This is a genomic window from Pseudoalteromonas sp. DY56-GL79, from assembly GCF_041414765.1.
Taxonomy (GTDB): domain Bacteria; phylum Pseudomonadota; class Gammaproteobacteria; order Enterobacterales; family Alteromonadaceae; genus Pseudoalteromonas; species Pseudoalteromonas piscicida.
Genome location: NZ_JANHZS010000011.1, coordinates 146,042 through 165,789, shown reverse-complemented (window position 1 = coordinate 165,789; position 19,748 = coordinate 146,042). Strand labels below are relative to the sequence as shown.

At 42.7% G+C, this 19,748-nt stretch carries 17 protein-coding genes; 12 read left to right on the top strand and 5 right to left on the bottom strand.

What is annotated here, in order from left to right:
* Window positions 1–586: 586 nt before the first annotated feature.
* Together NO992_RS10010 and mtnA are read right to left on the bottom strand one after the other, a co-directional pair.
* Entirely contained in the window at window positions 587–2,530 is a 1,944-nt protein-coding gene (locus NO992_RS10010; RefSeq protein WP_371376628.1) for an alpha/beta hydrolase family protein, read from the bottom strand.
* Window positions 2,531–2,623: 93 nt separating this feature from the next.
* Window positions 2,624–3,646 (bottom strand): S-methyl-5-thioribose-1-phosphate isomerase, encoded by a 1,023-nt coding sequence (gene mtnA, locus NO992_RS10005; protein ID WP_371376624.1) that lies wholly within the window; start codon window positions 3,644–3,646, stop codon window positions 2,624–2,626.
* A 120-nt stretch (window positions 3,647–3,766) separates the two neighbouring features.
* Between mtnA and mtnK the strand changes: the two genes are divergently transcribed.
* Window positions 3,767–4,969: an S-methyl-5-thioribose kinase gene (mtnK, locus tag NO992_RS10000; protein WP_010376462.1), complete on the top strand. Its 1,203-nt coding sequence runs from the start codon at window positions 3,767–3,769 to the stop codon at window positions 4,967–4,969.
* A 75-nt stretch (window positions 4,970–5,044) separates the two neighbouring features.
* Here mtnK and NO992_RS09995 read toward each other — a convergent pair whose 3' ends face one another.
* Window positions 5,045–6,826 (bottom strand): DUF885 family protein, encoded by a 1,782-nt coding sequence (locus NO992_RS09995; protein ID WP_371376621.1) that lies wholly within the window; start codon window positions 6,824–6,826, stop codon window positions 5,045–5,047.
* 385 nt (window positions 6,827–7,211) lie between these two features.
* Here NO992_RS09995 and NO992_RS09990 point away from each other — a divergent pair, with 385 nt between their 5' ends.
* The 11 genes from NO992_RS09990 (at window position 7,212) to hemB (ending at window position 16,919) form a co-directional block, all read left to right on the top strand.
* Window positions 7,212–8,213 (top strand): GGDEF domain-containing protein, encoded by a 1,002-nt coding sequence (locus NO992_RS09990; RefSeq protein ID WP_010376464.1) that lies wholly within the window; start codon window positions 7,212–7,214, stop codon window positions 8,211–8,213.
* 118 nt (window positions 8,214–8,331) lie between these two features.
* A complete protein-coding gene (ubiE, locus tag NO992_RS09985; protein WP_010376465.1) occupies window positions 8,332–9,087 on the top strand; it encodes a bifunctional demethylmenaquinone methyltransferase/2-methoxy-6-polyprenyl-1,4-benzoquinol methylase UbiE in 756 nt (251 codons plus the stop codon).
* An 8-nt stretch (window positions 9,088–9,095) separates the two neighbouring features.
* The gene (locus tag NO992_RS09980) at window positions 9,096–9,710 is read left to right on the top strand and encodes an SCP2 domain-containing protein (protein ID WP_371376617.1); all 615 of its coding nucleotides are present in this window, start codon (window positions 9,096–9,098) and stop codon (window positions 9,708–9,710) included.
* A 1-nt stretch (window position 9,711) separates the two neighbouring features.
* Window positions 9,712–11,316 carry a ubiquinone biosynthesis regulatory protein kinase UbiB gene (gene ubiB, locus NO992_RS09975; RefSeq protein WP_371376614.1) on the top strand — a complete coding sequence of 535 codons (1,605 nt, stop codon included), beginning with the start codon at window positions 9,712–9,714 and terminating at the stop codon, window positions 11,314–11,316.
* Between the two features lie 60 nt (window positions 11,317–11,376).
* A complete protein-coding gene (tatA, locus tag NO992_RS09970; protein WP_010376470.1) occupies window positions 11,377–11,613 on the top strand; it encodes a Sec-independent protein translocase subunit TatA in 237 nt (78 codons plus the stop codon).
* Window positions 11,614–11,619: 6 nt separating this feature from the next.
* Window positions 11,620–11,931, top strand: a complete 312-nt coding sequence (gene tatB / locus NO992_RS09965; RefSeq protein WP_010376473.1) for a Sec-independent protein translocase protein TatB — start codon at window positions 11,620–11,622, stop codon at window positions 11,929–11,931.
* A gap of 112 nt (window positions 11,932–12,043) precedes the next feature.
* Window positions 12,044–12,787 carry a twin-arginine translocase subunit TatC gene (gene tatC, locus NO992_RS09960; RefSeq protein WP_010376474.1) on the top strand — a complete coding sequence of 248 codons (744 nt, stop codon included), beginning with the start codon at window positions 12,044–12,046 and terminating at the stop codon, window positions 12,785–12,787.
* Entirely contained in the window at window positions 12,784–13,284 is a 501-nt protein-coding gene (locus NO992_RS09955) for a hypothetical protein (RefSeq protein WP_371376609.1), read from the top strand. The genes tatC and NO992_RS09955 overlap by 4 nt, the downstream gene beginning before the upstream one ends.
* Entirely contained in the window at window positions 13,284–14,060 is a 777-nt protein-coding gene (locus tag NO992_RS09950) for a TatD family hydrolase (RefSeq protein ID WP_371376606.1), read from the top strand. Before NO992_RS09955 ends, NO992_RS09950 begins: the two co-directional genes overlap by 1 nt.
* A gap of 8 nt (window positions 14,061–14,068) precedes the next feature.
* Window positions 14,069–15,907, top strand: coding sequence for a diguanylate cyclase (locus tag NO992_RS09945; RefSeq protein ID WP_045964737.1), 1,839 nt, complete (start codon window positions 14,069–14,071; stop codon window positions 15,905–15,907).
* A 1-nt stretch (window position 15,908) separates the two neighbouring features.
* Complete coding sequence (gene hemB / locus NO992_RS09940; RefSeq protein WP_021032573.1) at window positions 15,909–16,919, top strand: porphobilinogen synthase; 1,011 nt, start codon at window positions 15,909–15,911, stop codon at window positions 16,917–16,919.
* Between the two features lie 51 nt (window positions 16,920–16,970).
* On the opposite strand, the gene NO992_RS09935 is transcribed toward hemB, so the two are convergent.
* Together NO992_RS09935 and fusA are read right to left on the bottom strand one after the other, a co-directional pair.
* Window positions 16,971–17,360, bottom strand: a complete 390-nt coding sequence (locus NO992_RS09935) for a hypothetical protein (RefSeq protein WP_371376603.1) — start codon at window positions 17,358–17,360, stop codon at window positions 16,971–16,973.
* A gap of 244 nt (window positions 17,361–17,604) precedes the next feature.
* Entirely contained in the window at window positions 17,605–19,692 is a 2,088-nt protein-coding gene (gene fusA / locus NO992_RS09930) for an elongation factor G (RefSeq protein WP_130165134.1), read from the bottom strand.
* Window positions 19,693–19,748: the final 56 nt, after the last annotated feature.

Below are 19,748 nucleotides of genomic sequence, written 5' to 3'. Positions count from 1 at the left end.
TTGTCCTTCGATCAACTGCTTGTAACTCATGGTAACTACTCTTGTTTTTTGGCGATTACAGAGTACCACCAACAGGCAGTTGATCTCTCCTCACCGATTAACCATGAGTGGTGCACTTATTATCTGAATTCGGGCTTTGTTTAAAAGCATAAAAAATCCTTACATTTATTTTATAATTTGGCGTTTATCTCGTATGGAACAAAGCTAGAAGTGTTCCCGTTGTTGGTGACAAGATTACAAGCCAAAAAAATTTAAGTCGCTTATTGAGTCATTATGAATTTATTTATTTTTATTAGCATTAAAATCAATTGATTATAAATATAATGGAATTATTTTTAGCCTTTCGAGCTACAAAGAGTGAAATGCTAGGTAGCGATAAGAGCGTTGATGTAGCGTTTTATACGCTTGGTCACGACAATACGAGTCAATTGCCTGAGCTTAAGATAAAAATTTAACGGCGACAGAACTCGATAGTCAACTAGCTCTGTTTGAGTCAGGAAGTATTGAAGGTATTTGTAATATTGAAGGTGTTTGTAATGAAGTAAAATAGCCAGCATCAATTACTGGCTATTGCTGTATTTAAAAACTACAACTGCAGAGGTTCTTCTAGGAATGCGAGCACTTTCTTAAAGTATTTCAGACGATGTTCCGGTTTATAGAAACCATGCCCTTCATCTTCAAGTAAGTAATACTGATAAGGTTTATCAGCCTTTTTCAGTGCATCAATTAAAGATTCCGCTTGTTCAATTGGCGCTCTTTGGTCCTCACCACCATGTACGATAAGGACAGGAACCTTAAGCTTATCGACATTATAGCTTGGAGAAAATGCTTTTAACTGCTTCTCATCGGTACCAAGTACACGTTCTAAATATGCGATCCCAGAGCTACGCTGAGCAACATCACCTTCTTCAAACATCAGTGGTAAATCGTATACACCAACCACACCGACTGCGCATTGGAATAAGTCGGGTTCTAATATTGCGCTTTGCAATGCAGAATAACCACCAAAACTAGCCCCCATAATACAAATCCGCTTTTTATCGACGATACCTTTAGAGATTAAGTCACGGGTTCCATCGATGATGTCATATTGAATTTCCTTGCCCCACTTTTGGTAGCCAAGTACTTCAAATGCATCTCCATAACCACCGGATCCTCTAAAGTTAACTTGTAACACAGCCATTCCTCTGCTCGCAAGCATTTGTACTTCAGGGTCAAACTGCCAATAATCTCTTGGTCCATGAGGTCCACCATGAGGCATAACAATCAAGGGAAGGTTTTTCTTTTCTGCGTTTATTGGTGTTGTTAGATATCCATGAATAGTGAGTCCATCACGGCTTGTGAATTTAACAGGCTCCACTGTAGACATTTGATTTGGTTTAATCCAGTTTCTTGCAGACGCAAGATATTTCATCTTGTTGGCTTTGCTATCATAAAGGTAATAATCCCCTGGGTTGGTATCGCTGCTGGCGAATACAACCACTTGTCCACCATCTCTCGTGCTACTTACAATACGTATTTGATTTCCAGGGATCGAGGCTATCAGAGACTTTAGGCGTTGACTCCAATCAGCACTTTCATCAATAAATGCATAGGTAGGATATCCGGGGTATAGTTCAATTGCGAAAGGGGATTTATCAATCGGATCTATCCATACTTTTGTTGGATCAACCACTTTATCTTGAAAAACATGAGTGAGTTTTTTGCTTGCTAAGCCTAATTTATAGAAAGCCATGGGCTCACCAGCCGTTGATGCTGAAAGATAAACTGACGTTCCAGTTTTATCGAATCCATGCATCCAGAAATCATCTAAGTTGTTTTCTAATGTGAGCTCTGCCCATTTTGAGTCTGCTTCTTCACGGATGAAAACTAATGAATTGCCATCATCATCCTCAGACACAACGGCGCGAACCTCTCCTTGGTGATCGGTCAAAAAGCGGCCCAGTTTTCTTGGAGCATTTGTCAATTTGCGTCTGACACCAGTATGAACGTTGACCTCGTAAACTCTTGTGGTAGGCTCTTTCGAGCCAGTCCAAGGATAGGTCACAATCAACATCTTGTCTTCGTCATTGACCAAAGGGTCAAGAATATAAGATGTGCCATACAGCGGGGTAGCTTTGCGCAAACGAGAACCCGTTTGTTCTTCACCCTGGTAACCCACCAAATACTTAGCACGGCTTCCATCTACATTTACGCCGAATAGCTCACCATGAAATTCAGGGTGATCTTTCCAACCTCTTATATATTCCTTTTCCAATACCACACGGTCATCATTCACCCATTCATAGCGGCCAACTTGAGCATTACCATTGAATCGCACGGCGTGAATGAGTTTGAATTTATCAAGTTGTAAAAAAATTAATGTGTTTTTACCTTCTCTCTTTGTGATAAAGCTAAGATATTCTCCGTTAGGTGAAATCTTTACATCTGAGAACTCACTACCTTTACTAAAAGACTCTAGTGGTATTTCCTGTTTAGCGAATGCATTAGCAGCTAAGGCCAACAACATCAGAGCAATTAACTTCTTCATCCTGTTTTACTTTCTCCATTTATATCGAAGCACAAAATGGGTACAGTTTAACAAGATTTTGGATTTACGAGTAGTTAAAATAATTACAAATGTTTAACTTTGTGAAAATACGCCTAGGGCAACCTCATCACCCGTAAACAACCCCGTATCCAACACCCATCCGGTGATCAAACTCGCTGGCGTAACATCAAATGCCGGGTTATATACCTCGGCATTGTTGGGTGCCCATTGGCAATCACCAAAACTACCACTGACACCTGTTACTTCGCTTTTGGCGCGTTGTTCAATTGGAATGGCTGCGCCATTTGGACAGCTGCTATCTAATGTTGTGATCGGGGCAACCACATAAAAAGGAATATTATGGAAATGGGCTAACACCGCGAGATTATAAGTGCCGACTTTATTGGCAAAATCACCGTTTGCCGCAATCCTATCTGCCCCTACAAAGATTTTATCGACTTTACCCGCCGCCATTAAACTCGCAGCCATATTGTCACAAATTAGCGTGTATGGGATTTGCCATGCATCTAGTTCAAACGCGGTAAGCCTACCACCTTGCAACAGTGGCCTGGTCTCATCAACCCAAACATGAATGTCACCATGTTGTTTTGCAGCATGATGAATTACGCCGAGTGCGGTACCTACACCTGCCGTTGCCAGCGCGCCAGTATTACAGTGAGTAAGAATATTGTCTCCTGCATTCACAAGCTCTGCACCTATGTTTGCCATACGGTCGCATAGCGCAGTGTCTTCTTCAAATAACTGTTCAGCGGTTGTGATCACTTGTTGTTTCCAATCAATCGCTTGCAACGCTTCACGCAATTTCGCCATGCAGTGCATTAAATTCACCGCAGTAGGGCGCGTGGCTTCAAGTTCATCTATCGAACGGGCAATGGTGTCTTTATCTTCTCCCTGTTCGGCAAGATAACCAATTAACAAACTTGCCGCTAAACCGATAAGCGGAGCGCCGCGAACCTTAAGTGTCAGAATTAGCTCGCTCATCGTCGCAACGTCGCGGCATTCATGCCACACCTGTTGATGTGGCAGTAAGTATTGATCCAATACCTGTACCACGCCCGATTCGAATTTAAGACTACGTGCAATTAAGGTTTTCATGACATCCCGCTCTTTCAAAGTGTACTGATGATATTTTACATCAAGATCTAAAGAAGTATAGACATCTAAACATTTAAAAATATAGAATGCTAATAGCAAATATCCACAAGGTGCAGAAACATGTCGAGCTACATTGAATTTGATGCAGAAAAAGTTATTGATTACATTACTAATTTAGGAAGCTTCTTTGATAAAGATGCAACCTTATCTTGTTATGAGTTTGGTGATGGCAATCTGAATTTGGTTTTCCGCGTGCAAGATACGCAAGAAAATAGCATCATCGTCAAGCAAGCTTTACCTTATGCTCGATGTGTGGGTGAGAGCTGGCCGCTTACATTAGACAGAGCCAGAATTGAAGCCAGTGTATTACAGCGCCATGGTGAGATCTGTCCAGATACCACAGCAAAAGTGTTGCACCATAATACGGAGTTAGCACTAACCGTGCTGGAAGATCTTGGTCATCTACGCATTTTACGCGGTGAATTAAACCAAGCGAACACCTTTGCAAGACTCAGCAAAGACGTCGCAAATTATCTAGCAAAAACCAGCTTTTACCACTCAAGCTTTTACTTAACACCGAGTGAAAAGAAAGCCCTAGTCACCGAGTTTACTAATCCCGAACTGTGCGCAATCACAGAAGATTTATTCTTTGACGACCCATACCGCGATGCTGAAAGAAACAACTTTCCTGCTGCATTGCAATCGTCTGTGGAAATGCTGAGAAAAAATAAGACGTTATTAGTTGAAGTGGCAAAACTCAAAGCCCAATTTCTCAATGCACCAGAAACCTTACTTCACGGTGATGTCCATACAGGCAGTATTTTCGTCGACACCGATCACACTAAGCTAATCGACCCAGAGTTTGGCTTTTTTGGCCCAATAGGCTTTGATTTAGGCTCATTTATCGGCAATTTATTGCTCAACTACTGTGCCCAACATGCTCGCATTAACGCTCTGCCAAAACGTCGAAATATGCAAGTGTATTTACTCGATAGTATCGCCACCACTCTATCGAGCTTCTATGTCACTTGGCTTGAACTGGCGAAAACACAAACACGCGACCTATCGTTGCAAACAGAAGGCTACGCGGAATACTTTCTCACTAAAGTATTGCAAGACGCAGTTGGTTATTGTGGGTGTGAATTGATCCGCCGCACCATTGGTCTCGCCCATGTTGCAGACATAGATGCGATTGAAGATGAAGACGCGCGCTTAGCGGTACAACAGCGAGCACTACACTTAGGTGAACAGCTCATCATTAATGCCAATAAATGCCGAACCACCGATGATGTGTATCAGCTAATTATTAGTTTTGTAAACTAAACTAGCTTAGGCTAATAAAATGATAAAAGCCCAAAGTCTCTGCTTTGGGCTTTTCTGTTAGATGGATAAACGCAATTACTTACGCGCTTGATTCATCGTGGTTTCAATATATTTGTCGATTTGCTCTTCAAGCACAAATAATGGCACAGAGCCATGACGTAAGATTTGATGGTGGAACTCACGGATATCAAACTGATCGCCCAGTGCTTTTTCTGCTTTGCGACGTAGCCGCTTAATGGTTAGTTCACCAATTTTGTATGACAGTGCTTGAGCTGGCCACGAAATATAACGATCAGTCTCCGTTTTAACATTATGTAAGGACAAGGCCGTGTTGTCTTTCATAAAGTTCATCGCTCGTTCGCGGCTCCACCCAAACATATGCATGCCGGTGTCTACAACCAAACGAGCCGCTCGCCACATCTCGTAGGTTAGACGACCAAAGTCACTGTAAGGGTCTTGATAGAACCCCGCTTCGATACCCAAAAATTCAGAATATAACCCCCACCCTTCACCAAAAGCTGAAATGTATTCGTTGCGACGATATTCCGGTAGGTAATCAAGCTCGGCATTCAAGGAGATCTGCAAATGGTGACCAGGCACGGCCTCATGTAGAGTCAATGCTTCCAATACATATAACGGGCGCTTATCCAGCGCGTAGGTATTTACCCAATAATAACCTGCATCAGTATCACTGCGTGCCCCCGAATAACGCCCTGTCGTGTATTTAGGCGCAATGCTCGCAGGCACTGGGGCGACACCGTATGGCTTTCTTGGTAATGTATGGAATAGCTTAGGTAGCTGAGCATCCATCTTCTTTGCTATATATGCAGCTTCTTTAAGTAACGCTTCGGGGGTTTTAGCATAAAACTGTGGATCGGTTCTTAAGAACTGCACAAAGTCGGCAAAAGATCCCTTAAAGCCTACTTTTTTAATAATTTTTTCCATCTCCGCACGGATCCGAGCCACCTCTTTAAGACCAAGCTCGTGGATCTCCTTAGGCGTCATATTCGTGGTGGTATAGTATTTCGCTCGGTTCGCATAAAACGCTTCACCATTTGGTGTCGAAGAAATTCCAATTTCGGTCCTAGCCGCTGGACGATACTCATTGACAAAGAAATTAAGGTAATCTTGATATGCTGCGATCACATCCCCTTTAATAATCTTTTTGGCACGTTGTTGCAGTGCTTTAAATTCGGCATCAGGCAAACCCGCTTGGTTTTGTGTAAACGGGCCATAGAACTCGGATTTTGTCACATCATCAACGATATAAGCTTCGATAGAACTTTCATAACCTTCAAGCACCGCTTTCGGCTGAGTCAGACCAACTGCCATGCCTTCTTTCATCCAGTCGATATTTTGCTTAAAATAGCGTGGAACCTGCTGCAAACGTGCCAAATATAGCTCGTAACCAGCACGTTTCTTAAAGTCATGACTCGAGATCATAAAAGACAGACCGGAATGAAAGCCGTATTCCGAGGTGAGCGGCATATAGTGGCTATGAAAACGATATTCATCGACGCTATTCTGCACTTGTGCACGCAAAATAGTGAGATTGATTTGATTTTCCTCACTCAGCGCTGAAGTGTCGATATTGTCGAGCTGAGCCAAGAACTGTAGACGCTGCTGATTTGTGGTCGCCAACTTTTCTGCACTGAGGTTTGGTAGTAGAAACTCTGCTTTTGTATCACTGCGACCATAGGCATTGTTATCACTTCTAAATTTCATAACGCTGCCAGCTATCTGAGTAAACTCAACGTTATTGTCACTTCCGGTAATAGCACAACCAGATAAAGCGACAGTTAAATAAACGGCGACGCTTGAACGCTTAGTCCACAGCTTTAATTTTGGTGATAACACGCTGACTTCCTCAATACTTTGTTGTTACTCAGTTCGCGGTAAAATAGCCAAAAAATAATGATTATCCATCGTTCTGAGCTTTTGTTATGGTGAAATGAACTTTCTGCTAGTCAAAGTAGGAGAGTCCCGTAACAGATGCAACTTAATTCGATAGAATCACGAATATCTCAGATCGAATACAATTTACCCAACCTAGTAAAAATTGATGAGAAAATCAGCAATTCAACAAAAAAATGTAAATTTTCTATTTCAAAGACAAATTTTTTACTTTTAAATTCGGACGATACAGATTAATGTAGGTCTAGTGCAATTAGGACAAGAGTTACACCGAAGGAGCTGGTGGTAGTTCATTAACGTTTGATAATTAATTGTTGTGGTAAATGAAATGATGTTCCATGATCCCATGGCTGTTGCCCAAGAAAAAATGACACAGGTGTGCCTGTTTTTAGAGCAACATCATTTGCCGCCCACGCCTTTAAATTATCAGGTTGCTTATACCCATATTAGCGCCACGAACAAAGATCTTGACTGTGCCATCAACAAAGCCATCAAAGCGCACACAAAAATAGACTGCGTATTCATTGAACAACTCTACTACCAATTTTTAGATCAAGGTCAAAAAACACAATCTGAATTACTTGAAGGCGTTGATTCTTTGGTGACTGAATTACACGAAAATGCAGAAACCTCACAAAAGCAGGTTATTCGCTTTGCCCAACAAGTCAGTCAATGTGTGCATAATTTAGATGAACACAACATTCAAAAGAGTAAGCGCGCACTATCAACACTCACCAAACAAACTGAGCTATTGCTAAAACAGCACAAACAATTTAAACAAGCGTTAATAAAATCGCGTTTAGATTATGAACGTAATCAAAAGTTACTACTCGACTTGCGTAAACAACACTTATTAGACCCACAAACGGGTCTTTATAAGCGTCACTATCTTCATCAAAAAGTGTCCCTATGGCAATCGCAGCAAAAATCTGTCTGCGCGCTTTCTATCCAAGTTGATAACCTTGACGAGTTTTCAACGCGGTTTGGTGATGTTGTGGGTGAAGTTGTGCTTAATCGTATCGCCAATAATATCAAACGTTATGTCGTTGAAAGTGGCTTACCTGGTCGCACAGGTAAAAAAGAATTCACGGTTATCCTTGCCGATGTAGACTTAGATACCGCGAGTGTTATCGCGGAAAAAGTGCGTAAAGGTGTTGAGCGATTAAAGTTTGTCAGCGCGAAAGGGAAAATTCCATTACCTAATGTGTCTCTGGCTCTTGGGATAGCCCAACTTGCACCAGAGCAAGACTTTAATGTGTTGGCAAAACGCGCAGGTTACGCTGCACAGAAGGCACATTCTCTCGGCCAACACTGTTATATTAGTCACTGATCTGCAATATACTCTTTTGTTTGCATTTTCAACAATACAACACGGATAAGAAATTGCACCTACGGCTACCAATCAAGTACACTAGCAACCATAGTTGCAGAGTAATGATGGAACCCACATGAAAGAGTCACAAGACAATACTACCCACTTTGGATACAAAACAGTCGAGACCGACAAAAAAGCCTCTATGGTTGCAGACGTATTTCATTCTGTAGCTGCAAAATACGACATCATGAATGATCTGATGTCATTCGGTATCCATCGTTTGTGGAAGCGTCAAACTATTGCCTGCTCAGGTGTACGCGCTGGTCACAAAGTACTTGATCTTGCTGGCGGTACGGGTGATTTAACCGCAAGATTTAGCGAATTAGTTGGTGATAAAGGACAAGTTGTTTTAGGCGATATTAACGACTCAATGCTTAAAGTCGGCCGCGAAAAATTACGCGACTCGGGACTTGTTGGCAATATTGAATACGTTCAAATGAACGCAGAAATGCTGCCTTTTGACGATAATACTTTTGATGTCATCACTATTGCCTTTGGTTTACGTAACGTAACTGATAAAGATAAAGCATTGCGCTCAATGTACAGAGTACTAAAGCCAGGTGGACGCTTACTGGTACTTGAATTTTCAAAGACAGATAACGAGGCGCTGGCAAAGCTGTATGATATGTATTCATTTACACTATTACCTGCAATGGGCAAATTAGTTGCAAATGACAGTGAGTCTTATCGCTACCTTGCAGAATCTATTCGCATGCACCCAGATCAAGAAACGCTAAAATCCATGATGGATGAAGCCGGTTTTGAACAAACTGACTACCAAAATATGACCGGAGGCATCGTCGCCCTTCATCGCGGCTTTAAATTCTAGGAGTTGCTGTGTTAGCTTCATTACTTGGCGCCGTACTTGAGACGGCTTTAAACAAAGGCCTTAAACTCTCACCTGAGCTAAAGCATGTGCTAAGTAAAGGCCAACACAAAGTACTCAGTGTTGATATTCGAGATCAAAATACTTGTTTAGCTGTGACTTACACAGGCATTAACATTCACGTACTATGCCCTTTTGATGGCGAAGCCGATTGTTCAATTAGTGCCGATTTACCAACCTTGCTTGAACTCAAAGACCCAAGCCAACTCACTGCGCTTATCCGTCAAGATAAGCTCGATCTTGAAGGGGATTTGGCGCTCGCACAACTATATAGTAATGCATTAGCAACACTTGATATTGATTGGGCGGAACACCTCGCCAAATATGTCGGTGATGGTCCCGCACAAGTTGCCGTAGATACCTTTCATAAGTTAGCGCATCGCGCAAAGCAAGATGGACAGGTAGCCAAAGCAACCCTAACAGGGTTATTTCAAGATGAGTTGAAGGTTGCGCCTCACCCGCTCGAGTTTCAACAGTTTAAGCAGCAAGTGAGAACATTAAACAATCAGGTCGAAAGCTTAAATCAACGCCTCAGCGTATTACTTCAGCAAAACAAAGGAAATTAGGTTGTCTTTACTTCGCTTGCATCAGATCACCAAAACATTTTTAACCTATGGTTTAGACGAAATCGTCCCTGCGCATAAGCAGCCTTGGTACGGTAAACTCGCTCGAGCGAGTTTGTTTTGGCTGCGCAACAAACATAAAGACAAACCAGTAGGCACACGCCTACGTCTGGCACTACAAACTTTGGGGCCAGTGTGGATCAAGTTCGGCCAGATGCTTTCGACCCGTCGAGATTTACTACCACCAGATATCGCTGAAGAACTTGCATTTTTGCAGGATCAAGTTCAACCATTTGACCCCGCGATGGCACAAAAGCTCATTGAGCAAGCACTAGAAATCGACAATATTCATGAATACTTTGCTGAATTTGAATCAAAACCGCTGGCTTCAGCCTCGATAGCGCAAGTACATGCTGCCAAGCTACAACACAAAGATGTGTTGAAAGATGTCGTGATCAAAGTTATTCGTCCCGATATCGAGAAACAAATCCATGCAGACCTCTCTTTAATGGAGCGTTTCGCTAAAATCGTTGTCAACTTACTCAGCGAAGGAAAACGCCTGCGCCCAGTGGAAGTTGTTAGGGAATACAAAAAAACCTTACTCGACGAGCTAGATTTGATGCGAGAAGGCGCGAACGCAATTCAACTCAGACGCAACTTTGAAGACTCAGATTCACTGTATATCCCTGAGGTATATAGTGATTATTCACGTAAAAACGTGCTGGTGATGGAACGCATCTACGGTATTCCGGTTTCAGACACCGAAGCCTTGTTAGCGCAAGGCACCAATATGAAATTGCTGGCCGAGCGCGGCGTGGAAGTCTTTTTCACACAGGTATTCCGTGACAGTTTTTTCCATGCAGATATGCACCCTGGCAATATTTTTGTCTCTCGTGAAAATCCTCATAACCCTAAGTATATTGGTATAGATTGCGGCATAGTCGGCACCTTAAACCGTGAAGATAAACGCTATTTGGCCGAAAACTTTATCGCCTTTTTTAATCGTGATTATCGTCAGGTGGCACAGCTTCATGTGGATTCTGGGTGGGTTCCGGCAGATACCTGCGTAGAAGAGTTTGAGTTTGCCATTCGCACTGTATGTGAACCCATTTTTAACAAACCGCTTGCAGAAATCTCTTTTGGTCATGTGCTAGTAAATTTGTTTAATACAGCAAGACGGTTCAATATGGAAGTACAACCACAGCTCGTATTATTGCAAAAAACTCTGCTGTATGTAGAAGGCCTAGGGCGCCAGCTTTATCCACAGTTAGATCTGTGGAAAACGGCCAAACCTTTTTTAGAGCATTGGGTGCAAGAGCAAGTTGGCCCTCTCGCGGTGGCGAAAAAGCTATATGCGAACTTACCATTTTGGGCTGAAAAAATGCCTGAACTGCCAGATTTGATTTACCAAAATCTCAAGCGCCGCCCCCCTCCAACTGTCACACAAAAAGCAGATACTGCGACTAAGCCGCTATTATTAGGCTTAGCAGCGAGCAGTTTTGCAATTATATCGGGATTGAGCTTTATTTTTGACAAGCCTGTCGCAAGTAGCCTACTTGCGATTATTGCCGTGCTAGTATTTATTGGCGCATGGCGTAAAACAGGGTGATTTTTTGCTCGCTAGGCGTATAATCATTATTCATAAGCAGTAAGTATCAATGGAGTTATTATGGGATTCGGTGGGATCAGTATTTGGCAATTACTTATTATTTTAGCCATCATTGTTTTGTTATTTGGAACTAAAAAACTACGCGGTATTGGTAGTGATTTGGGTGGTGCAGTTAAAGGCTTTAAAAAGGCGGTATCTGATGAGCAAACTGCGACCGACTCTGAGCCAGAAAAGTTAAAAAATACAACAACTGAGCAAGCACAACCGGTATCAGAGAAAGAAAAAGATAAGGTGTAATTCAACATGGGTATGTGGGAGTTAGTGGTCGTTCTTATCGTTGGCCTAATTGTACTTGGCCCTGAACGTCTTCCCGTTGCAATCCGCACCGTAGCGAGATGGATAAAAACGGTAAAATCTGTCGCCAATTCAGTCAAGGCTGAAGTGAGTGAAGAATTACGTGTTCACGAGCTACATAATAATTTGAAGAAAGCGGAACAACAGGGAATGCAAGATTTGGCCCCCGAACTCAAGCAATCCGTTCAAGAATTACAAGATGCGGCTGAATCAGTCAGACATTCTTATAAATCAACCGAAAATAATAAAAACAAAGACTAATCAATCTAGCAGTTAGATAGTTCAGTCAAAGGCTAGCTTTGGGTAATTAGACGCCCAAGCCGCTCCTTTTTGTTATATCTAACTGGAATTATATTCGTACGAGTCAAGTTACATGACAGAATCAGCCCAAAGTGGATTTATAGCTCACCTTGTTGAGTTAAGAAACCGCTTAATGAGAGCGTTATTGAGCGTTTTCGTTATCTTTGTTGCTTTGGTGTACTTCGCCAATGACATCTATGCCTTCGTTGCAGCACCGCTTGTAAATAGCTTGCCTAGCAACACAACCATGATCGCCACAGACGTTACAGCACCGTTTTTTGCTCCATTTAAATTAACGCTTTTTGTGTCACTATTTGCCGCTGTGCCTTTTATTTTGCATCAGGTGTGGGGCTTTATCGCACCCGGTTTATATAAACACGAAAAACGTATGCTCATTCCTATATTACTTTCTAGTGTGCTGCTATTTTATGGCGGAATAGCATTTTGTTACTTTGTTGTCATGCCTATCATACTTGGCTTTTTTACCAGTGTAGGGCCGGAGATGATGACATTGTCACCAGATATTAGCAGTTACCTTGGCTTTATCCTTAAGCTATTTTTTGCTTTTGGTATCGCCTTTGAAATTCCAGTCGCCATTATGCTTATATGTTGGAGTGGCATGACAACCCCTGCGAGCTTAAAAGAGAAACGACCTTATGTTGTCGTTGGTGCTTTTGTCATCGCAATGTTTTTAACTCCACCAGATGTTCTATCTCAAACTTTATTAGCGTTACCTATGCTACTCTTGTTTGAGTTGGGGCTCATTCTAGCCAGATTTTACAGCGCTAAACCACAACAACAGGAGTCAGAACAATGAAAAAAACCGTGATACTGTTCGCACTAGGATTTTCCTCTTTATGCGCCGCAGAGCCGATAAATACGCAGGCACTACAAGCTTGTACTCTGATTGAAAATGATTTTAAACGACTCATGTGTTACGACAATGTGATTGCTAATAAACCAATCACGGAAACACATTCAAGCAAAGCGCCCTTAAGCAAAGATAAAATAAATACAGCGCGCAATGAAAAAAAAGCAGAATTGAAAGAAGATGGCTTTGGTTTAGAGCATAAAGTTAAAGCGGTAAGCGAAGAAATCGAAGAAATTACAGCTAAACTCGTAAAAACAACCACTCAAGGCCGCAATAAAATGGTATTCACCTTGGACAATGGTCAAGTATGGCGGCAAATTTCTTCAGAAACTTTTTTCGCCAATGAAGGAGACACATTAATTATTGAACGCGCGTCTTTTGGCTCGTTTTTAATGAAGAAAGCGGGCTCAAACCGTACAACGCGAGTTAAACGAGTTAACTGATGAACACGATGTTCGATGCTGGTGTAAACCTCACCAGCTCGCAATTTTCATCCGATTTGGCCGAGGTAATTGCTAGAGCCAAAAACGCTGGCATAGAATCTATGCTCGCCATTGGCTGCGACTTAACAAGCAGCGAACAAAGTATTTCTCTCGCAGAGCAATACCAGCTTTATTGTACAGCAGGTGCCCACCCTCACGACGCAAAAGATGCACCTGATACGCTCTACGATGATCTCCTCACTCTTTTAAAAAGTAGTGACAGAGCTATTGCCGTTGGTGAATGTGGCTTGGACTTTAATCGCGATTTTTCACCAAGGCCGATACAACAAAGCGTGTGCTTGACGCAACTGCAGTTAGCAGAAGCTATTGATTATCCAGTGTATCTACATGAAAGAGACGCGCACGATGCGCTATTTTCGTTACTGCAAGAAGTTAACGTTCAAGGAGTACTACACTGTTTTACTGGTGATCATAACGCACTACGACGTTACTTGGACTATGGGTTAATGATCGGCATCACAGGTTGGGTTTGCGATGAACGTAGAGGTCAAGCACTACAAGATCTAATCCAATACATCCCCCTAGACCGTTTGCTTTTGGAAACGGATGCGCCCTACCTACTACCTAGAACAATTAGCCCAAAACCCAAGTCTCGACGCAATGAACCAATGTATTTATCTTATGTGGCTGAGCAAATTGCACACCTAAAACAATGTCCTGTCACGGAAGTGATGAGCACGACTTCGGCTAATTTTAAACAGCTGTTTGTGAGGTAAAGCCAGTAATGCGCATTGTGTTGTCTTTACTTATATTGATATACAGCTCTGCTGTAATTTCTGCCGTCACTATTTCAGAGTCATTTAAGGTAGAACACCAAGTAAAGCTAAGTTACACACTGAGTAAATATGCATCGTTAAACGAACTGCTTGCGGCTCCTGTCGAATGGCATAACAGCACCCAAGTCCCCACAGGCCTTCGACCTGTAGCGAAGTACTTATGGTTAAAAATAGCGCTGCACAATACCAACAACTCGCTCACACCAGTATTGGTAAGTATAAACAATAATCTCATCGATGCGGTAACTGCCTATCATGTTAGACCGAACCATCCAATATTCAGCTTAGATATGGGCGATGCCTTGCCACTGATTAAGCGGCCACTAAAGTATGAATCTCTAGTTGTTCCGCTTGAGCTGCAGCCACAAACTCAAAGCCATTTATACTTACAGATCAGTGATGAGGGGGTTATCACGGCTCCTCTTGCAATTTGGGAGCCGAATGAATACCTCCAATTTAAGAGTAAATTTAATCTTATTTTTGGAATTTTAGCAGGCTTTGTACTAGCACTCGCCTTAACCAATGCCACACTCTATTGTGTTACAAAAAAAGGTTACTTTTTATGTGCCACTTTGTTTATCGCTACAGTATGGCTTTTCAATGCACATATCTATGGCTTTGGTTATCGCTACTTTTACTCTTCATGGCAGTGGTTTCAACAGTATGGTCAAGGCATGATGATGTTATTGCTCAGCGCACTGCTGTTGCCCGCTTTGAGTTACTGCTCTGGAAAGTCACTTCTTGCGCACCCTAAGCTGACGAAAAGAAAGGCCATTCTAGCGACATTGTGTTTGTTTCTGCTCATTGCTTTTTTACCGGTTTCTCAGTCTCTCCTGCTAGCGCTTAGCATTAGCTTTATTGTCTCTGTATTGATTATCTATACGCTCGCCCGTATTAACCACAAGAGCCGAAATATCTTAATCGCAATCGCGCTCTGCCACTTTATCGTAATTAGCTACCCGTTTACGGTCGAGCTCGGGGTTCAGTCCGGCAGCTTTTTGAACCACTTGGGTTACTTTGGTATTTTTGTTGTTGAAGCCACGTTGCTGAGTTACCTGCTCATACGTCTATATATATTTCAAAGAGATGAAAAGCTGGCCAAGCAACAGCAACGGCTAGCTCATACTCAAGCTGAAGATGCCCTATTAAAAGAAAAGCTTAAACTACAAGAACAGGCCCAGTACGACTTAGAGTCCAACATTGAGGAACGTACTTTTGAGCTTCAAGTCACATTAAGGGAACTTGAGGATAAAAACCGGGAGCTCGAGCGCATGAACATGGAAGATCCACTCACAAAAGTGAAGAACCGGCGCTATTTCGACAAGCGTTTACAGATGGAAGTACGTCGTTCAAGACGAGAGCAGACAGTATTGAGCCTTGTTATTTTTGATATCGATCACTTCAAGAAAATTAACGACAAATATGGCCACTTGGCTGGTGATCAAGCAATTTGCGAATTTGCCAGCTTAATAAAATCACACTTGCGGCGACCACATGATGAAGTGTTCCGCTATGGTGGTGAAGAGTTTATTTTGCTACTACCAAACACCCCAGAAGAAGGTGCAGTCGGAGTAGCTGAACGCCTGAGAGTGGCTACAGCAGATCTCAATATCAAATTTGGTGAAGATACGCTTAAATTGACCACTAGTGCAGGCGTTTATAGTGCAGTGGTTAGCGATCCACATAATCCACAGCTTTACACTGACAATGCGGATAAAGCCTTGTATCAAGCAAAACAGCAAGGTCGTAATCGTGTTGTTACTTTCAAACCCAATCAGGAGAACTAACGTGGCTCAATCAGGACTCGATCTTTTCCCCCTAACTCGCATGCGCAGAATGCGTCGCGATGACTTTTCAAGACGTCTAATGAGCGAAAGCACGCTAACGGTTAATGACTTAATCTATCCAGTATTTGTATTGGATGGTGAATCTAAGCGTGAAGCTATCCCATCAATGCCAGGTATTGAGCGTTTATCTATTGATCTATTAGTTGAGGAAGCCAAGCAACTAGTAGAGCTAGGGGTTCCTGCCATCGCCTTATTCCCAGTAACACCGGCGGAACAAAAATCGTTACTAGCTGAGGAAGCTTACAACCCTGAAGGGATTGCACAAAGAGCGGTACGTGCTATTAAAGCGGCATGTCCTGAGCTGGGTGTGATCACCGATGTTGCATTAGACCCATTCACAGTTCACGGTCAAGACGGTATCTTGGATGAAGACGGTTATGTCATGAATGAAGAAACCGTGGAAGTATTAGTCAAGCAAGCGCTTTCTCATGCAGAAGCCGGCGCCGACGTTGTTGCACCATCGGATATGATGGATGGTCGAATTGGCGCTGTGCGTGAAGCACTTGAAGAGTGTGGCTTTATCCATACTCGTATAATGGCGTACTCTGCTAAGTATGCATCGAGCTATTACGGTCCTTTCCGCGACGCTATCGGCTCTGCGGGCAACCTTAAAGGTGCAGATAAGAAAACCTATCAAATGGATCCTGCTAATTCTGACGAAGCATTACGTGAAGTGGCTTTGGACTTACAAGAAGGTGCTGATATGGTGATGGTAAAACCAGGTATGCCATACCTAGATGTTGTCAGACGCGTTAAAGATGAGTTTGGAGTACCAACATTTGCTTATCAAGTCAGCGGTGAATACGCCATGCATAAGGCTGCGATTGATAACGGCTGGTTGGCTGAGAAGCCTGTTGTACTGGAGTCTCTACTAGCATTTAAGCGTGCTGGTGCGGATGGCATTTTGACTTACTTTGCAAAACAAGCCGCAATTTGGCTGAATGAGAAGTAAGAGCGATTAGTGTTGAGCAGGTGAAACTCTCACCTGCATTTCTTCCGCAACTCATCCTACCAAACTTTCTGCTTTTAAAAGCTCATCGCGATTCATTTTCCAGCTAAAGAAGCGAATAATACGACCGTCATCGAGATATACCTCGGGAAGACTTACCATGCCCAAAGAGCGTAACCTAATCGCCTGAATATGTTCCGTATGGATATAATGGGTTTTACCTAAAAAGTTATAGCTAATCCCCGCTTTATCGATATGCAGAAAACGCTTTCCGGTTAATGACAGTACCAATAATGACAGGGTAAAAAATAGTAAGATCAGTGTAACTATTTGCAATAATGATGAGGGAATATCTAAGATAGAAAACAGCGCATTACCCAGCCAGATAAGAGACAGTGCCAGCACATAGAAAAGCCAGTTTATTTCCAGTTCTAAAGTTCTCATTGAGTATCTCCTTTATTTACCCAACCACAATCAAATTTGAGCCCACGACGCAATAACGTGACCCAATTTATTGAAGAAAAGCTAATGATAAAGTGCCAATGTTCCTAAAGCAAGAACTTTAAAATTAATAAAACATGAAATAATCGTGACGACTTTTAGACAGGGCATTAAACCTGTAAACAATTGAATTTAAAAATAAAAAAGGCCGCCAAAGGCGACCTCTTTATGCAAAATAAGTAATTAATTACTTAGCTGCTTTTTTCTCTTTCTCAGCTGCGATTACCGCGTCAGCAACGTTTGCTGGACATGGTGCATAGTGTGAGAATTCCATTGAGAACTGACCACGACCAGACGTGATAGTACGTAGGTGACCGATGTATCCGAACATTTCAGATAGTGGTACTTCACCCTTAATACGAACGCCCATTGCGCCAGCTTCTTGGTCTTTGATCATACCGCGACGACGGTTAAGGTCACCAATTACGTCACCTACGTTGTCTTCTGGCGTGAACACGTCAACTTTCATGATTGGCTCAAGAAGTTGTGCACCCGCTTTAGGGATAGACTGACGGAATGCGCCTTTAGCAGCGATTTCGAACGCGATTGCTGATGAGTCAACTGCGTGGAAACCACCGTCGAATAGCTCAACTTCAACGTCTAGTACTGGGAAGCCCGCTAGTACACCTTCGTCCATCATTGACTTGAAGCCTTTCTCAACTGCTGGCCAGAATTCCTTAGGAACGTTACCACCAACAACTGAAGACTTGAACGTAAAGCCAGAACCAACTTCGCCAGGCTTGATACGGTAGTCAATCTTACCGAACTGACCAGAACCACCAGACTGTTTCTTGTGCGTGTAGCTATCTTCAACTTCTTTAGTGATAGTTTCACGGTAAGCAACCTGTGGCTGACCAACGATTAGGTCTACACCGTATGTACGCTTAAGGATGTCTACCTTAATGTCTAGGTGAAGCTCACCCATACCTTTAAGGATAGTTTCACCTGAATCTTCATCAGTCTCAACTTGGAATGAAGGATCTTCTGCAACCATTTTACCGATCGCGATACCCATCTTCTCGTTACCACCTTTATCTTTAGGTGCAACAGCGATTGAGATTACTGGATCAGGGAAGATCATCGCTTCAAGTGTACACTCGTGCTTAGGATCACATAGCGTGTGACCTGTTTGAACGTTCTTCATACCAACAACAGCGATGATGTCACCCGCTTGTGCTTCAGTAAGTTCAGTACGCTCGTCCGCTTGCATCTCAACCATACGGCCGATACGCTCTGTTTTACCAGTTGCAGAGTTAAGGATAGTGTCACCTTTCTTCATGCGACCTGCGTAGATACGGATGAACGTAAGTGCACCGAAACGGTCGTCCATGATTTTGAACGCAAGCGCTTTAAGTGGTGCATCAGCGTCAACAGTTGCTACTTCACCAGTAGGCTCACCTGTTTCAGGATCTGTTAGTGGCTGAGGATCAACTTCTGTAGGAGCTGGTAGGTAATCTACAACAGCGTCTAGTACAAGTTGCATACCTTTGTTTTTGAACGCTGAACCACAGAAAGTTGGGAAGAACGCAAGATCACGAGTACCTTTACGGATACACGCTTTGATTTGCTCTAGTGAAGGAACTTCACCTTCCATGTAGGCTTCCATTAGGTCGTCGTCTTGCTCAACAGCAGACTCAACTAGCATCTCATGGTATTCTTCAACTTTGTCTACCATGTCAGCTGGAACGTCAGTAATTTCGTAGTTTTCAGGAAGACCTGTGTCATCCCAAACGTATGCTTTCTTCTCAAGTACGTCTACAACACCACAGAACTGGTCTTCGATACCGATAGGAAGCGTCATAACTAGTGGGTTAGCACCAAGCACTTTCTCAACCTGACCAACTACGCGGTAGAAGTCTGCACCCATACGGTCTAGTTTGTTTACGAAGATTACACGTGCAACTTCTGATTCGTTCGCATAACGCCAGTTAGTTTCTGATTGTGGCTCAACACCACCAGAACCACAGAATACACCGATACCACCGTCAAGAACTTTAAGTGAACGGTATACTTCTACTGTGAAGTCAACGTGTCCAGGAGTATCGATAACGTTTAAACGGTGGCCTTTCCACTCACAAGTTACCGCCGCTGATTGGATTGTAATACCACGCTCAGCTTCCTGCTCCATGAAGTCAGTAGTAGACTCACCGTCGTGTACTTCACCAGTTTTGTGGATTTTACCAGTAAGCTTTAGAATACGCTCAGTGGTGGTAGTTTTACCCGCATCAACGTGCGCGAAAATACCAATGTTTCTGTATTTCGATAAATCTGCCATTGTTTTACTCTATTTAAAGTAGAAAAATTATTCGGCGGGAGTATATCACCTCTTGT

What these genes read in the sequence shown, in the direction of transcription:
- tatC (WP_010376474.1), top strand. Translation starts at nt 12,044, where the DNA reads ATGACAGAATCAGCCCAAAGTGGATTTATAGCTCACCTTGTTGAGTTA.
- NO992_RS10010 (WP_371376628.1), bottom strand. Translation starts at nt 2,530, where the DNA reads ATGAAGAAGTTAATTGCTCTGATGTTGTTGGCCTTAGCTGCTAATGCA.
- NO992_RS09990 (WP_010376464.1), top strand. Translation starts at nt 7,212, where the DNA reads ATGATGTTCCATGATCCCATGGCTGTTGCCCAAGAAAAAATGACACAG.
- tatB (WP_010376473.1), top strand. Translation starts at nt 11,620, where the DNA reads ATGGGTATGTGGGAGTTAGTGGTCGTTCTTATCGTTGGCCTAATTGTA.
- ubiE (WP_010376465.1), top strand. Translation starts at nt 8,332, where the DNA reads ATGAAAGAGTCACAAGACAATACTACCCACTTTGGATACAAAACAGTC.
- NO992_RS09945 (WP_045964737.1), top strand. Translation starts at nt 14,069, where the DNA reads ATGCGCATTGTGTTGTCTTTACTTATATTGATATACAGCTCTGCTGTA.
- NO992_RS09955 (WP_371376609.1), top strand. Translation starts at nt 12,784, where the DNA reads ATGAAAAAAACCGTGATACTGTTCGCACTAGGATTTTCCTCTTTATGC.
- tatA (WP_010376470.1), top strand. Translation starts at nt 11,377, where the DNA reads ATGGGATTCGGTGGGATCAGTATTTGGCAATTACTTATTATTTTAGCC.
- NO992_RS09935 (WP_371376603.1), bottom strand. Translation starts at nt 17,360, where the DNA reads ATGAGAACTTTAGAACTGGAAATAAACTGGCTTTTCTATGTGCTGGCA.
- fusA (WP_130165134.1), bottom strand. Translation starts at nt 19,692, where the DNA reads ATGGCAGATTTATCGAAATACAGAAACATTGGTATTTTCGCGCACGTT.
- NO992_RS09950 (WP_371376606.1), top strand. Translation starts at nt 13,284, where the DNA reads ATGAACACGATGTTCGATGCTGGTGTAAACCTCACCAGCTCGCAATTT.
- mtnA (WP_371376624.1), bottom strand. Translation starts at nt 3,646, where the DNA reads ATGAAAACCTTAATTGCACGTAGTCTTAAATTCGAATCGGGCGTGGTA.
- mtnK (WP_010376462.1), top strand. Translation starts at nt 3,767, where the DNA reads ATGTCGAGCTACATTGAATTTGATGCAGAAAAAGTTATTGATTACATT.